At 74.6% G+C, this 14,863-nt stretch carries 15 protein-coding genes; 10 read left to right on the top strand and 5 right to left on the bottom strand.

The window, feature by feature from the left end; translation table 11 throughout:
* Position 1: 1 nt before the first annotated feature.
* The 7 genes from F8279_RS16810 (at position 2) to F8279_RS16780 (ending at position 6,578) form a co-directional block, all read left to right on the top strand.
* Positions 2–1,396 carry an efflux RND transporter periplasmic adaptor subunit gene (locus F8279_RS16810; RefSeq protein WP_151500446.1) on the top strand — a complete coding sequence of 465 codons (1,395 nt, stop codon included), beginning with the start codon at positions 2–4 and terminating at the stop codon, positions 1,394–1,396.
* On the top strand, positions 1,393–2,283 hold the full coding sequence (locus tag F8279_RS16805; protein ID WP_151500445.1) for an ABC transporter ATP-binding protein: 891 nt from the start codon (positions 1,393–1,395) through the stop codon (positions 2,281–2,283). Before F8279_RS16810 ends, F8279_RS16805 begins: the two co-directional genes overlap by 4 nt.
* The gene (locus F8279_RS16800; protein WP_013288760.1) at positions 2,280–3,464 is read left to right on the top strand and encodes an ABC transporter permease; all 1,185 of its coding nucleotides are present in this window, start codon (positions 2,280–2,282) and stop codon (positions 3,462–3,464) included. Before F8279_RS16805 ends, F8279_RS16800 begins: the two co-directional genes overlap by 4 nt.
* A 202-nt stretch (positions 3,465–3,666) precedes the next feature.
* Entirely contained in the window at positions 3,667–3,876 is a 210-nt protein-coding gene (locus tag F8279_RS16795) for a helix-turn-helix domain-containing protein (RefSeq protein ID WP_013288759.1), read from the top strand.
* A gap of 221 nt (positions 3,877–4,097) precedes the next feature.
* Positions 4,098–4,199: an AURKAIP1/COX24 domain-containing protein gene (locus F8279_RS16790; protein WP_007465623.1), complete on the top strand. Its 102-nt coding sequence runs from the start codon at positions 4,098–4,100 to the stop codon at positions 4,197–4,199.
* 121 nt (positions 4,200–4,320) lie between these two features.
* A complete protein-coding gene (locus tag F8279_RS16785; protein ID WP_151500444.1) occupies positions 4,321–5,394 on the top strand; it encodes an NAD-dependent epimerase/dehydratase family protein in 1,074 nt (357 codons plus the stop codon).
* Between the two features lie 326 nt (positions 5,395–5,720).
* Positions 5,721–6,578 (top strand): lysophospholipid acyltransferase family protein, encoded by an 858-nt coding sequence (locus F8279_RS16780; RefSeq protein WP_151500457.1) that lies wholly within the window; start codon positions 5,721–5,723, stop codon positions 6,576–6,578.
* Positions 6,579–6,594: 16 nt separating this feature from the next.
* On the opposite strand, the gene F8279_RS16775 is transcribed toward F8279_RS16780, so the two are convergent.
* From F8279_RS16775 to F8279_RS16765, 3 genes are all read right to left on the bottom strand, one after another.
* Entirely contained in the window at positions 6,595–7,473 is an 879-nt protein-coding gene (locus F8279_RS16775; protein ID WP_151500443.1) for an HAD family phosphatase, read from the bottom strand.
* Positions 7,474–7,584: 111 nt separating this feature from the next.
* Complete coding sequence (locus tag F8279_RS16770; RefSeq protein ID WP_091426674.1) at positions 7,585–8,442, bottom strand: DUF5667 domain-containing protein; 858 nt, start codon at positions 8,440–8,442, stop codon at positions 7,585–7,587.
* Positions 8,443–8,733: 291 nt separating this feature from the next.
* The gene (locus F8279_RS16765) at positions 8,734–9,705 is read right to left on the bottom strand and encodes an ECF subfamily RNA polymerase sigma factor, BldN family (protein WP_151500442.1); all 972 of its coding nucleotides are present in this window, start codon (positions 9,703–9,705) and stop codon (positions 8,734–8,736) included.
* A 495-nt stretch (positions 9,706–10,200) separates the two neighbouring features.
* Between F8279_RS16765 and F8279_RS16760 the strand changes: the two genes are divergently transcribed.
* The 3 genes from F8279_RS16760 to F8279_RS16750 are packed head-to-tail and all read left to right on the top strand — an operon-like array spanning position 10,201 to position 12,787.
* On the top strand, positions 10,201–11,877 hold the full coding sequence (locus F8279_RS16760; protein ID WP_151500441.1) for an AMP-binding protein: 1,677 nt from the start codon (positions 10,201–10,203) through the stop codon (positions 11,875–11,877).
* Entirely contained in the window at positions 11,867–12,121 is a 255-nt protein-coding gene (locus F8279_RS16755; protein ID WP_013288752.1) for a glutaredoxin family protein, read from the top strand. Before F8279_RS16760 ends, F8279_RS16755 begins: the two co-directional genes overlap by 11 nt.
* A gap of 24 nt (positions 12,122–12,145) precedes the next feature.
* Positions 12,146–12,787, top strand: a complete 642-nt coding sequence (locus F8279_RS16750) for an HAD family hydrolase (RefSeq protein ID WP_151500456.1) — start codon at positions 12,146–12,148, stop codon at positions 12,785–12,787.
* A gap of 8 nt (positions 12,788–12,795) precedes the next feature.
* Here F8279_RS16750 and F8279_RS16745 read toward each other — a convergent pair whose 3' ends face one another.
* Together F8279_RS16745 and F8279_RS16740 are read right to left on the bottom strand one after the other, a co-directional pair.
* The gene (locus tag F8279_RS16745; RefSeq protein WP_151500440.1) at positions 12,796–13,452 is read right to left on the bottom strand and encodes a response regulator transcription factor; all 657 of its coding nucleotides are present in this window, start codon (positions 13,450–13,452) and stop codon (positions 12,796–12,798) included.
* A gap of 102 nt (positions 13,453–13,554) precedes the next feature.
* Positions 13,555–14,859 (bottom strand): sensor histidine kinase, encoded by a 1,305-nt coding sequence (locus tag F8279_RS16740; RefSeq protein WP_151500455.1) that lies wholly within the window; start codon positions 14,857–14,859, stop codon positions 13,555–13,557.
* Between the last annotated feature and the right edge of the window lie 4 nt (positions 14,860–14,863).

Below are 14,863 nucleotides of genomic sequence, written 5' to 3'. Positions count from 1 at the left end.
CATGGGCCGGGTGGCCCGCACTCCCTCGCCGCGGTTGCCCGCGGCCCGCCGCCCCCGTCTCGTCACCGTAGTGCTCGCCGTCGTCGCGCTGACCGGCACGACCGCCGCGTCCTGCGGCGACGACGCCCCGGCGGTCACCGTCGCCGAGGTGGGCCGCGCGCCGGTGAGCGAGGTGATCGACGCTCCCGCCACGGTGACCGCGCGGGCCGCCGCCACCCTCACCGCGCCCGCCGACGGCACGCTTGCCCGCCTGCGGGTCCAGCCGGGGCAGCGGGTGACCCGGGGGCAGGTGCTCGCGGTGATCGACTCGCCGTCGGCCCGGGACCGCCTGGCAAAGGCGCGGGACGCGCTGCGTGCGGCGAAGCGGGCCGGGCGGGGTGCCGGCGCGGGCGACCTGGGCGGCAGCCGGCGCGGCACCGACCGGGCCGCCGACGAGGCGTTCGCCGCCGCCCGCGCCGCCGCCGGCAAGGTCGGCGACCGGCAGGTACGCGCCGCGCTGCTGCTCCAGGTCCAGTCGGCGCAGCGGCAGTACGAGTCGGCCGCCCGCGCCGCCGACCGGGCCGTCGCGCAGGTGCAGCGCGGCGTCGCCGGCCTGAACAGCGCCGTCGGCGCGCTGTCGGCCGCGCAACGACTCCAGGCCCAGCAGGCGTACGACCTGGCGAAGGCGACAGTGGACGCGCTGACGTTGCGCGCGCCGATCGCCGGTGTGGTGCAGCCGGGCGGCACCCGGGCGGCCCCGGCCGACCTGGCCGGGCTGCTCGGTGCGGCAGGTGGCGCGGCGGTGCCCGGTCTCGACCCGTCGGCGCTCGGCACGGGCGGGCAGAGCGGCCCGCCGCCGGGGGTGGACGACGCGATCCCGGCCGGTGGCCGGGTCACCGCCGGCACGCCGGTGCTCACGGTCGTGGACGTCGGCCGGCTCGGCCTGCTCGCCGAGGTGGACGAGACCGACGTCCTGCTGGTCCGGGCCGGGGTGCCCGCGTCGGTCGAGCTGGACGCGGTGACCGGCGCGACGTACGACGCGACGGTGCGCTCGGTGGACGTGCTGCCCACCAGCTCGGCCCGGGGCGGCGTCACCTACCGGGTCCGGCTCGATCTGGGCGCGGGCCGCCTCGGTGAGGCCGAGGCGGCCCCGGCGCCCCGCCCCGGCATGAACGCGGTGGTGCGGCTGCGGGTGCGGGAGGCCACCGACGCGGTGGCGGTGCCGGCGTCGGCGGTGTTCTCCACCGACGGGCGGGACGCCGTCTGGGTGCTGCGGGACGGCCGGGCCGACCGGGTGCCGGTGACGGTGGGCGTGCAGGGGCAGGACCTGGTGCAGATCGTCGACGGCGTACGGGCCGGTGACCGGGTCGTGGTGCGCGGCGCCGACCAGGTGCGCGACGGCCAGGAACTGCCGTGACCGTACCGGCGGTCGAGGCGGTCGACGTCTGGCGCACGTACGAGCTGGACGGGGTGTCGGTGTCCGCGTTGCGCGGGGTGTCGCTCACCATCGACCAGGGCGAGTACGTGGCCGTGATCGGGCCGTCCGGCTCGGGCAAGTCGACGCTGATGCACCTGCTCGGCGGGCTGGACCGGCCCAGCGGCGGCCGGCTGGTGATCGGCGGCCGGGACGTGACCACGCTCACCGCGCCGGAGCTGGCGACACTGCGCAACGAGACGATCGGCTTCGTGTTCCAGGCGTTCCACCTGCTGGCCCGTACGTCGGCTGTGGACAACGTGGCGTTGCCGCTGGTCTACCGGGGTGTCGGGGCGCGGCAGCGGCGGGAGCGGGCGGCGGCGATGCTGGGCCGGGTCGGGCTCGGCCACCGGCTGCACCACCGGCCCAACCAGCTCTCCGGCGGCGAGCAGCAGCGGGTGGCGATCGCCCGCGCGCTGGTGACCGAGCCGGCGGTGCTGCTCGCCGACGAGCCGACCGGCAACCTGGACAGCGCCACCGGCGAGGCGGTGCTGGAGCTGCTGGAACGGCTGAACGCCGAGTCCGGGGTGGCGCTGGTGATGGTGACCCACGACCCGGAGGTGGCCGCCCGGGCGCACCGGCGCATCGCGGTACGGGACGGGCTGATCCGGTCCGACAGCCTTCATGATCGACCGCCGTCGGACGGCTCCGGCGTACCTGCGACACTGGACCCCGCTCCCAGCGCGGAGCCCCGGTCCGCGTCCGGAAGCGGTCCGGGGCACCCGCCCGGTGGCCCCGGTGGCGCCGCCGGTGCCACCGGGCGCCTTCCGCGGGCCGAGGAGCGGCCCCGCCGGGCCCCGGGCCGCCTTCACCGAGGTGACGCCGGATGAGGCTGGCCGAGGCGTGGCGGGTGGCGTCGGACGCGCTGCGGGCCAACCGGATGCGCAGCCTGCTGACCATGCTCGGGGTGATCATCGGGGTGGCCTCGGTGGTGATCCTGGTGGCCATCGGCACCGGCACGAAACAGCAGGTCGAGCAGCAGGTCGAAGGGCTCGGCTCGAACCTGCTGCTGGTGGTGCCGGGCCGGATCGAGGTGGGCAACGCGCCGGTCGTCTCGCCGCTGGACCTCAGCGACGCCGACGCGGTCTCCCGGGTGGTCGGCGACCCCGGCCGGGTCGCCGTCACGGTGGCCTCCGGCGCGACCGCGCGGGCCGGCAACCGCTCCGACTTCACCACCGTGCAGGGCGTCCTGGAGACCACCCCGTCGGTGTTCACCCGGTCGCTGTCGCGGGGCCGCTATCTCACCGGGGCGGACGTGGACACCAGCCGCCGGGTGGCGGTGCTCGGCGACTCGGTGGCCCGGGCGCTCTTTCCCGACCGTGACCCGCTCGGCCAGCAGGTCACGCTGGCCGGCGTGCGGTTCCGGGTGATCGGCGTCTTCGCCCCGCTCGGGCAGAGCCTCGGCGTGGACCGGGACGACGAGGTGCACGTACCGGTGACGGCGGCGCAACGGCTGTGGGGCACCCAGCGCATCGACGGCATCGCGGTGAAGGCGCCGGACCGGGAACGGATCGACGAACTCGGCGACCGGATCGTGGCGGAGCTGTCCCGCCGGCACCCGGACACCGAGTTCAGCGCCGTCACCCAGCGGCAGATCCTCGGCGTGCTCGGCGACATCCTGGGCGTGCTGACCGGCGTGCTGGCGGCCATCGCGGGCATCTCGCTGCTGGTCGGCGGCGTCGGCGTCTCCAACATCATGCTGGTCTCGGTACGCGAGCGGACCCGCGAGATCGGGCTGCGCAAGGCGGTCGGCGCCCGCCCCCGCGACATCGGCGTGCAGTTCCTGCTGGAGGCGGTGCTGCTCACCTCGGTGGGCGGCCTGACCGGGATGGCGCTGGGCGTGGGCACCGCGCTGCTCGTGGACGCGTTCTCGCCGATCCCGGCGGCGATCACCTGGTGGTCGCTGGCGCTGGCGTTCGGCGTCTCCGCGGCGGTCGGCATCGTCTTCGGCGTGGTGCCGGCGCAGCGGGCCGGACGGCTGGACCCGGTGGTGGCGCTGCGCGCCGAGTAGCCGGATCGGACGAGACACCCGTCCGGGCGAAAAAGCCCTGGTGGACAGCGAGTGAACGGCTGTCCCGCCATGATCAAAGGGTGGAAGGGATCGCGCAGGTCACAGCCGTCCCGCTACCGTACTGGTTACACGCGCGTCGCTCGTCGAGGCGGGAACACCTGCCCGGTGACACGCGCCGGGCACGGGAATGGGTCGGTGAGCCATGGCCGGGTCGCAGTCCGACGCACGGCTGTCGGATGTCAGGTTCCTGACCGTCGCCGAGGTGGCGACGGTCATGCGGGTCTCCAAGATGACCGTCTACCGCCTGGTGCACAGCGGTGAGCTGACCGCCGTGCGGGTCGGCCGGTCGTTCCGGGTGCCCGAGCACGCCGTGCACGAATACCTCCGGGGCGCCTTCCAGGAGTCCGCCTGACCACTCCGCGGAGCGGTCCGCCGAGTGCGACGAAAAGGGGCATCGACGGGGGCGCGTTGGTCCTGCTGACGCACTCCGGTTAGGCTGGACCACGACCGTGATCGCCCTCTGGTGTGCCCTGCCCACCACGCTGGTCCGGTCCGTTGTCCGCAAGCGGTCAGGGCGCCACCGGCGGTGGTGTCCTCCGGTCCGCCCCGAACGTTGCATCGAAAGGCTGTCGTATGGGCTCGGTGGTCAAGAAGCGCCGCAAGCGCATGGCTAAGAAGAAGCACCGCAAGCTGCTGCGCAAGACCCGCGTCCAGCGTCGCCGTCTCGGCAAGTGACCGGGTGCCGGGCACTGGCCCGGCACCCGGCACCACTTGCCAACTGTCGACCCTCGGAGGCTCAGGTGATCAGGCCGTGGACGTCCCGGCTCGATCCTGCCTGTCGCGCTAGGCGCACGACATGACCCCCGGTGACACCTCCGGTGCCCCGGGGGTCGTCGTCGTCACCGGGGTCGGCCGCTGGCTCGGCGCCCACGTGGCCGCCCGGCTCGCCGCCGACGAGCGGATCGAGCGCGTCATCGGGGTCGACCCGGCACCACCCAACCCCGAGTTGGCCGACCTGCTCTCCGACGTCGAACTCATCCGCCTCGACCTCGACTCGCTCGGCGGCCTCCTGCTCGACCTCGACGTCGACACGGTGGTGCACCTGGCGCTCGTCACCGCCCCCGACCCGCAGCAGGGCGGCCGGGCGGGGATGAAGGAACAGAACGTCATCGGCACCATGCAGTTGCTCGCCGCCGCGCAGCGCGCGCCCCGGCTGCGCAAGCTCGTGGTCCGCTCGTCCACCGCCGCGTACGGGGTGTCGTTCCGCGATCCGGCCGTCTTCACCGAGGAGACCGAGCCGCGCGAGGTGCCGCGCGGCGGTTTCGGCCGCGACATCCTCGACATCGAGGGGTACGTCCGCGGGTTCCGCCGCCGCCGGCCCGACGTCACCGCGACGGTGCTGCGTTTCGCGCCGTTCATCGGGTACGCCGCCGACACCACGCTCACCCGCTACTTCTCCCAGCCGGTGGTGCCCACCGTCTTCGGCCGCGACCCGCGCCTGCAGTTCGTGCACTTCGACGACGCGCTGGAGGTGCTGCACCGGTCCGTCGCCGAGGACCACCCGGGCACGTACAACGTCGCCGGGCCGGGGGTGCTGTCGCTGTCGCAGGCGATCCGCCGGGCCGGCCGGGTGGCGGTGCCGGTGCTGGAACCGGGCCTGGCCGGGGTCGCCGCGGTCGCCCGCAGTCTGGGCTTCGGCCGGTACGGCCTGGATCAGGTGGACCTCTTCGTGCACGGTCGGGTGGTGGACACCAGCCGCCTGGAGCGGGAGTACGGCTTCACACCCCGCTCGACCGCCGCCGCGTTCGACGACTTCATCCGCGCCCACCACGGCGGCGTCGTGGTCACCCGGGACCAGCTCGCCGCCGCCGAGCAGCTGGTTCTGGAGAGCATCCGGCAGGTCCGGTCGACCGTGCGGGAGCGTTCGTGAGCAGCCCGGAGGAGCGGCGTGACGCGCGCTACGACGTACCGCTCGGTGTGCCGGATCCGGACGCGGAGCCGGCGCGGCGCAACGGGCACCGGCGGGTGAGCGCGCCGGCGGCCCGCCCGGCTGCGCCTCCGGACGAGCCGGACACCTCCGCCGACGAGCCGGGTGTTCCGGGCCCGGCCACGCCCCACCAGCCGGCGAAGAAGACAGTCGCGAAGAAGACCGTGGCGAAGAAGGCGGTCGCCAAGAAGGCGGTCGCGCAGCAGGCCACCGCGGACGAGGCGCCGACCGGGAAGGCACCGGCCGGTGACACGCCGCCGGGACCGTCGGTGGCCGACCGGCCGGGGGACCACTGGGACCGCAAGGTGGCCCAGGGGCTGGCGTTCCTGCGGCGGCGGCTCGCCGGTGACTACGAGGTCGACGAGTTCGGCTTCGACCCCGACCTGACCGACGCGGTGGTCCACCCGCTGGTCCGGCTGCTCTACCGGGACTGGTTCCGCACCGAGGTCAGCGGCATCGAGCACGTGCCCGACGAGGGCGCCGGCCTGGTCGTCGGCAACCACTCCGGCACCGTGGCGATCGACGCGCTGATCCTCTCCACCGCGCTGCACGACCGGCACCCGGCGCACCGCTACCTGCGGCTGCTCGGGGCCGACCTGGTGTTCCGGATGCCCGTCGTCTCCGAGATAGCCCGCAAGACCGGCGGCACCGTGGCGTGCAGCCCGGACGCGGAGCGGCTGCTCGGCAACGGGGAACTGGTGGGCGTGTTCCCGGAGGGCTTCAAGGGCGTCGGCAAGCTCTACGCCGACCGCTACAAGCTCCAGCGCTTCGGGCGGGGCGGGTTCGTCTCCGCCGCGCTGCGCACCGGTACGCCGATCGTGCCGGTGGCGATCGTCGGCGGCGAGGAGATCTACCCGATGCTCGCCGACATCAAGCCGCTGGCCCGGCTGCTCAAACTGCCGTACTTCCCGGTCACGCCGACGTTCCCCTGGCTGGGGCCGCTGGGCATGGTGCCGCTGCCGAGCAAGTGGCTGATCGAGTTCTGCCCGCCGATCCCGACCGCGCACCTGCGCGACGCGGCGGACGACCCGCTCGTGGTGTTCAACCTCGCCGACCAGGTGCGGGAGACGATCCAGCAGACGCTGCACAAGCTGCTCGAACGCCGGCCCGACCCGTTCGGCCCCTGAGCCGGGCCGCTCGGGTTCAGGCGTCGCGGTGGCGGCGCCGGTGCAGCGCCAGGCCGGCCGTGACCGCGCCGGCCAGCAGCCCGGCGGCCGCGGTGGAGGGCACGGCGATGCGTACGGCCCGCCGCCCGGTGCGGAAGTCGCGCACGTCCCAGCCCCGCTCGCGGGCCTGCCGCAGCAGCGCCGGGTCGGGGTTCACCGCCACCGCGCGGCCGACGGCGGAGAGCATCGGCAGGTCGTTCGCCGAGTCGCTGTAGGCGGCGCACCGGGCCAGGTCCAGCCCTTCCACGGCGGCGAGCTGCGTCACCGCCTCGGCCTTCGCCGGCCCGTGCATCAGGTCACCGACCAGCCGCCCGGTGTACGCGCCATCGATCACCTCGGCCACCGTGCCGATCGCTCCGGTCAGGCCGAGCCGGGCTGCGATCACCCGGCCGATCTCCACCGGGGCGGCGCTGACCAGCCAGACCCGCTCGCCCGCGTCGAGGTGACGCTGGGCCAGGCGACGCGTGCCGGCCCAGATGCGCGGCGCCATCAGCTCGTCGAAGATCTCGTCGGCGAGGCGTTCCATGTCGTCGACCCGCCAGCCCTCGACGAAAGCGAGCGCGGCCTCCTTGGCCTGCGACATGTCGCCCGCGTGCTCGGTGGCGAGCAGCCGGAACCGCGCCTGCTGCCAGGCGAACCGGGCCAGGTCTCCGGTGGTGAAGTATTTCCGGGTGGCCAGTCCGCGGGCGAACCAGTAGATCGACGCGCCCTGCATCATCGTGTTGTCCACGTCGAAGAACGCGGCAGCCGTGGGGTCGGGCGTGACCGTGGTCGCAGGCGCCGACGGGGTCTCCGACCAGCCAGCGGTGTGCCCGTGCGCGTCGGTGCTGACGGTCACCTTCCGGCTTCCGGCCACGGCGACCTCCCTGCCTCGACGACGCGTACGTGCTCCGCGTCGAGCGTATCCGGCACGTTGTGACGGCCGGGTGTCCGAAGGGAGAAGTGTGGCGCGGTCGGCGTCCGCCGCTCAGCGGTCGGCCGGGCAGGCGGCCGGAGCGGGCCCGAGCGTGTCGCTGGCCTGCGGCGCGGGCAGCCCGCAGGCGATCGACTCGCGGAGCGCGTCGGCGCGTTTGCCGGCCGCGTCGAGCAGCGCCAGCGAGCGGCGGGTGCGGTCCCGGTCGGCGTGGTCGGGCCGGTCGAGCAGGCCGCTGACCACCCGGCGCTGGCCGGCGAGGAAGGTGTCCACCGCGTCCAGCGCCGCCGGGTCGGAGCGCTGCGCGGCGACAGTGGTCAGCAGGCGTACGCCCTGGCGGGTGTCCGCGTCCATGTCGTCCAGGACGGCGCTGAAGCCGAGCCGGTCGTCGCGGACCGAGGCGGCCTCGTCGAGCCGGGTGCGGGCGAAGTCGAGGAAGAGCTGCCCACGGCTGATGTCCGAGCTGGCGAGCGCGAGCTGGGCGCGCTCGGTGGAGCGCTTCATGCCGTACAGGGCGTCGCCGGGCAGCGCGTTCTCGCTGGCGGCGGAGATGCCGGAGAGGGCGACCGCACCTGCGGCCACGCCGACCAGGATCGCGCCCCGGGCCCGCGCCCGGCGGCCGGTGATGGCGGGCAGCAGCGCGCCGCGTACTCCGGAGCTGCCGGTCCTGGCGGGAGCGCCGACGCCCTCACGTTCGGCGGTGGCCACGAGCATCGCCCGCAGGCCGGTGCGGAACTCGGCGTCCACCTCGACGTCGGGCCGCTCGGTGGTGAGCCGGCGGCTCACCTCGACGAGTGCGGTGAGTTCACCGTCCGCCTTGGACCGGACGTGGTGCCGGCGTCCGCCGTTGGCCTCGTCGAGGAGTTGCGCGAAGCGCTCGGCCCGCCGACGGGAGAAGAGGTCGCTGTCCACCGCGGCACCCCCTCTCGCTGGTCACGGCCGGGCGGCCGTCGTCGTCACCAGCGACCGGTGGCAGCGTGTGGCGCAGAGCCGACCGGAACGGCCGACCTGACCCGCCGGACCGGGTGGCCCGGGGGACGCCGGGACAACCACTGGTCGCACCCGGAGAAACGGACCGCGCCGGTCACCGGTTACGGCTGGGACGGCGGCGAAATCACCATGAGTGATCGGCTCGCATGGGGCGTCGGGCACGCGACAGCGCCCGGCGCGTGCGCCGGTGGAGAGGTCGGGTGTGTCTGCCGCTCAGGAGTGGAAGCCGTCGGGCAGCAGCCGGGCCAGCGCCCGGACCGCCCGGTACTGCAGAGCCTTGATGGCGCCCTCGTTCTTGCCCATGGCGCGGGCGGTCTCGGCCACCGAGAAGCCCTGGAGGAACCGCAGCACGATGCACTCCTGCTGCTCCGGGTTGAGCTGCTTGACGGCGGTCAGCAGGGCGACGTTCGTGATGTGTTCCACCACTGCCGCCTCCGGGCTGCCCTCCGGCCCGCGGTCCTCCCGGTCGGCGTCCAGGACGTCACCGGTGGTGACCTCCAGGCGGTAGCGCCCGGACTTGAAGTGGTCGGCGACCAGGTTGCGGGCGATGGTGACCAGCCAGGCGCCGAGGTCGCGCCCCTGCCAGGTGAAGCTGCCGATCCGCTTGAGCGCCCGCAGGAACGTGTCGGAGGTGAGGTCCTCGGCGAGCTGACGGTTGCCGACCCGGAAGTAGACGAACCGGAAGACGGTGTCGACGTACCGGTCGTAGATCAGCCCGAACGCCTCGGACTCGCCTGCCTGCGCGCGCTCGACCAGCGTCCACACCTCGGTGGCCGGGTCGGACGGGTCGGGGCGGCTGGGGAAGCCGGTGGCGGGCGCGGCGGCCGGCACGGCGGGCAGGACGGCGGTGTCGCCGGTGGTCACCGCCGGCAGCACAGCGGTCTCGGCGGCGGACGGCTCGGCCCCGGTCGCCGCGTCGCCGCGTCGTGCCTGGGCCGGCATGGTCGGGCGGGTCGGGCTGCCCAGACGGCCGGTCGCGGGCTTCGCGTTGCCGCCCGGCGTCGCGGGGCGGGGCGGCGCCTCGTTCGTGTGGTGCGCGCGGCTGCGTACCCGCCGCCCGTCGCCGCGTACCGCGAGCTGTCCGTCGGCACCTCGCGGGCCGGGGTCCGCGCGCTCGTTGAGCGGGTTGCGCTGTGTCGGGCCGGTGACGCCGGCCGGTCGTTCGGCGTAACCGAAGGTGGTCACCGCGCCTCCCCAGGCTGAGCGGACAGTGACCGCGCCGGAGGACCGGGTGTCACCCGGTCGGGCACGGCCGGGTCGGGACGTGCCGACGGGCGGCAGATCCCCTTGAGGTGCTGGTCCAATGCGCTCACGGGCACGGGGGCCTCCTCGGGCTGAGGGGTGTCGACTCACGGCAAATGGGGTGAGCCGACCCGAGTGATGATAGGGCCAACGTCACCCACGCGTGGCAAGTCCGTTACACAGAGCGGAAGTATTTCCCGCCAGGTCGCACACATGGCGGACCGGTTGTCCGTCGTGTGTGGTTGACTTTCGCGCCGCAACCTGGTCCGGAGTGGAAAGTCCTGGTCGGAGCCGATTTTCTTTTCGCTCGGCGTGTCGCGGGAGGGGTGCGGCCGGGTCACTTCCGGCTGCCCGCCCCGGCATCGGTGGAGATCCTCATCCCGTGGCCAGGAATCCCACCGTACGGCAATTGCAGTCCCGTGCGGCGGACCCCACGCGGTGTTCGGGCATGGTCCGGCGGACGCGGCTGTGCCAGACTCAGCCACCGTGCAGGACGCCGCCGAAAGCCCCGCGCCGAACCTCGCCGACCGGCTCCGCCACGCCGCCGCGCAGCGGGGCGACCGGGCCGCGCTGCACTGGCGCGACCGGACGCTGAGCTGGTCCCGGCTGGACGACGCGGTCACCGCCACCGCCCGCGCGCTACTGGCCGACACGCCGCCGGCCGACGGCACCGGCCATCCGCCCCGGGTGGCGATCGCGTTCGGCAACACCCCGGACTTCGTGGTCACGTACCTGGCCGCGCTCCGGGCCGGCCTGGTGGCCGTACCCGTCAACCCTGCGCTGACCGCGCGCGAGCTGCGGCACGTGCTCGCCGACTCCGGCGCCTCCGTGCTGGTCGGCGCGCCCGAGGTGACCGGGCGGGTGGACCGCGCCGAACTGCCCGCGCTGCGTGCCGTGCACACCGCGCCGCCGGTCGCCGGCGACGACACGCCGTCCCGGTTCCCGGCCCGCTCCGGCGACGACCTGGCCGTCCTGCTCTACACCTCCGGCACCGAGGGCCGGCCCAAGGGCGCGATGCTGTCGCACCGGGCGCTCGCCGCCAACCACGACCAGGTCGACCGCATCGAACCGCCGGTGGTCGGCCCCGACGACGTCGTGCTGCTCGCCCTTCCGCTGTTCCACGCGTACGGGCTGAACTCCGCGCTCGGCGCCGTCGTGCGGCACGGCGCGACAGGCGTGCTCGTCGACGAGCCCGGCCCTGCCGGTGCGCTCGACGAGATCGCCCGGCACCGGGTCACGGTGCTCGTCGGCGTACCGTCGATGTTCCTGACCTGGTCCGAGGCGGAGCGTGACCCGGCCGCGGCGCTCGCCTCCGTGCGCGTCGCGGTGTGCGGCGCGGCGCCCCTGCCGCTCGCGGCCGGCGCGCGCTTCACCGAGCTGACCGGGCACCCGGTGCACGTCGGCTACGGGCTCACCGAGACCGCGCCGGTGCTCACCTCGACGCTCGTCGGCGGCGAGCCGAAACCGGGCTCGATCGGCCGCCCGCTTCCCGGCGTCGGGCTGCGCCTCACCGGCTCCGACGGCACCGAGCTGTGGCGCGACGGGGTTCCTGCCGACGCACCCGACGAGGACGAGATGGACCTCTCCGACGAGCCGGGCGGCACCGACCCCGGGCAGATCGTGGTACGCGGACCGAACCTGTTCGCCGGTTACTGGCCGGACGGGCGGGGCGGGCCGGACCCGGACGGCTGGTGGGCCACCGGTGACGTGGCGTACGCCGACGGCGACGGCGACCTGTTCCTGGTCGACCGGCTCGGCGAGCTGATCCTGGTCAACGGCTTCAACGTCTACCCGCACGAGGTGGAGCTGGTGCTCCAGGCGCACCCCGGGGTGGCCGAGTCGGCCGTCCTGGGCGTGCCGCACCCGCGGACCGGCGAGACTGTGCGGGCGTACGTGGTCCGGGCCCCCGGTCCGCCGGTGACGGCGGAGGATCTGCTCGCCCACTGCGCGCGTAACCTGGCCCGGTTCAAGTGCCCGACCGCCGTCGAGTTCGTCGACAGCCTGCCGTACTCGGCGATCGGGAAGGTACGCAAGACCGAGCTGCGCCCGGCGCCCGCGGTGCCGTCGCCGGCGTCGCCGACCGAGATCCGCACGGAGGTATCCGATGTCCAGTGACCCGAGGCTCATCCTGATCACCCGGCCCGGCTGCCACCTGTGCGACGACGCGAAGGCCGCGCTCGACCGGGTGGTGGCGGTCACCGGCGACCGCTGGGTGGAACGGGACGTGACCGGCGACCTGGAGATGGAGCGCGACTACGGCGACCGGCTGCCGGTGGTCCTGCTCGACGGCAAGGAGCACGGCTACTGGCGGGTCGAGGAGGACCGGCTGCTGCGCGACCTGACCACGCCGCAGCTCTAGCACTATGGTGCTCGGGTGACGGGTATGCGACGCCACCTCGTGTGGGACTGGAACGGAACACTCCTCGACGACCTCGACCTGGTGGTCCAGGCCACGAACGTCGCCTTCGCCAGCGCCGGCGGCCCGGCGGTCACCGCGGCCGAGCACCGGGTGCGGTTCCGGCGGCCGATCGCCGACTACTACGCCGAGATGCTCGGCCGGGCCGTCGACGCCGACGCGTTCGGCGTGCTCGACCGGGTCTTCCACGACGCGTACCGGGCCGGACTGACCACCTGCGCCCTGGCCGCCGACGCCACCGCCGCGATCGAGTCCTGGGAGGGCAGCCAGTCGCTGCTGTCCATGTGGTTCCACGACGAGCTGGTGCCGACCGTGCACACGTACGGGCTGACCCCGCACTTCCGGCGGGTGGACGGGCTGCGCGCCACGGTCGGCGGCGGGCGCAAGGCCGAGTGGCTGGAGAAGCACCTGGCCGAGCTGGGGCTGGGCGGGCACGAGGTGGTGCTGATCGGCGACTCGATCGACGACGCCGACGCGGCCGCCTCGGTCGGCGCCCGCTGTGTGCTCTACACCGGGGGCCTGTCCGACCCGGACCGGCTGCGCGGCAGCGGCCACCCGGCCGCCGACACGCTCACCGAGGCGGTGACACTGGCACGCGCCCTCGCCTGACCCGCCCGTCAGGCGCGCAGGTGGGCCAGGACGGCCAGGACGCGGCGGTGGTGGGTGGTCGCGTCCGGGGGCAGGTCGAGCTTGGTGAAGATGTTGCGGACGTGCTTCTCGACCGCGCCGTCGCTGACCACGAGCGTCCGGGCGATGGCGGTGTTCGAGCGGCCCTCGGCCATCAGCGCCAGCACCTCGCGCTCGCGCGGGGTCAGCGACCCCAACGGGTCGTCGCGGCGCCGCCGGACCAGCAACTGGCTGATCACCTCCGGGTCGAGCACGGTGCCGCCGGCCGCCACCCGGGCCAGTCCGTCCAGGAACTCGTCGATCGCGGCGACCCGGTCCTTGAGCAGGTAGCCGATCCCGCCGCCGGCACCTCCCGCGGTGTCGAGCAGGTCGTCGGCGTACGACACCTCGACGTACTGGGACAGCACCAGGATCGGCGTACCAGGCACCCGGCGGCGGGCCTCCACCGAGGCGCGCAGTCCCTCGTCGGTGTGTGACGGCGGCATCCGCACGTCCACCACCGAGACGTCGGGCCGGTGCGCCACCACCGCCTCGACCAGCGCGTCACCGTCACCGACGGCCGCCACCACCTCGTGCCCGTACTCGGTCAGCAGCCGGACCAGCCCCTCCCGGAGCAGTACGGCGTCGTCCGCGATCACCACCCGCATGGCTCCGGTGTCTATCACGCCCGGACCCCGTGCCGGTCCGGCGGCCCGGACACCGGGCGCGCCGCGCCACCGCGCGGCGGCCCGGAGTCCGGGCGAACCGGGTCACCTCGGCAGTTCGGCGTGGATCCGGGTCGGCCCGCCGGCCGGGCTGCCCACCTCCAGGGTGCCGCCCGCCGCCCGGACCCGGTCGGCGATGCCGCTGAGTCCGTGCCCCTTCGCCAAGTGGGCGCCTCCGGCCCCGTCGTCGGTGACGGTGATCTCCAGCCGGCCCACCTTCCGGGTGATCTCCACCCGGCAGGCGGTCGCCCGGCTGTGCTTCGAGACGTTCGTCAGGGCCTCGGCCACCACGAAGTACGCGGTGCTCTCCAGCCCCGGGTCGAGCCGTCCGGCGGCGGTGCCCAGGTCGTCGTCCACTGTCAGCTCGGTGGGTACCAGGGCGCGGGCGGCGAGCGCGGCGAGCGCGCTGGGCAGGCCCCGGTCGACCAGGATCGGCGGCGCGATGCCCCGGGACAGGGCACGCAGCTCGTCCAGCGTCTCCCGGGTCTGTGCGACCGCCTCGTCGAGCGTCTGCCGGGCCGCCTCCGGGTCGGCGGTGAGCTGGTGGCGGGCCCGGCCGAGGTCCATGGCGAGCCGGACCAGCCGCTGCTGCGGGCCGTCGTGGATGTCGCGCTCCAGCCGCCGCAGCGCGACCGCCTCGGCCGAGGCGGCGGCCCGCTTCTGCTCCTCCAGCGTCACGATCCGCTGCCGCATCTCGGCCACGCCGGTGAGCAGCGAGTACGCCAGCCCGGCCTGGAGCCGGGCGCAGCCGCGCGCCACCAGCGGGAGGGTGAACAGGGCGAACAGCCCGATCGCGGTGTTCAGCGTGATCCGCGCGCCGGCGCCGTCGCCCATCCCGAGGAGCTGGCTCAGGTCCTGGTCGTCCGTGCCACGCGGGATGGCCCAGTCGTAGGTGATGTAGAGCGTGCCGCCCAGGGCCAGCACCCACCAGACCACCAGCAGCACGAACGTGGGCACCGCCACGAGCAGCCGGACGAAGGCGTGCAGCAGGTCGAGCCACGACTGCGCGTCCCGGATCGGGGTGAACACCCGGCGCCAGAACCCGGCGCCCGGCTCCGGCCTGCGGTAGACCGGGCGTACCCGGGGCCGGTCCAGCACCCCGGCGAGCCGGAGCCGCTCGATGTCGGCGAGCCCGCGGGCCGCGTAGAGGAAGCCGGCGAGGATCGGCAGGCCGAGCGTGGTCACCAGCAGCCCGGCGCTGAGTGAGATCCCCACCACTGCGAGCACGAAGCTGACGAGCGCCAGCGGGAAGCCCACGAGCACGTAGGTGGTGTCGCGAGCGAGGCGGCGCAGGAGGCCCTGGACGGGAGACAGCGGAGTGGGCGCGCTGGCGAGTGGTACGGCGGTCATGGTT

The sequence above is a fragment of the Micromonospora sp. AMSO1212t genome (assembly GCF_008868145.1).
Classification (GTDB): Bacteria; Actinomycetota; Actinomycetes; order Mycobacteriales; family Micromonosporaceae; genus Micromonospora; species Micromonospora tulbaghiae.
This window is presented reverse-complemented; position numbering and strand designations above follow the sequence as displayed.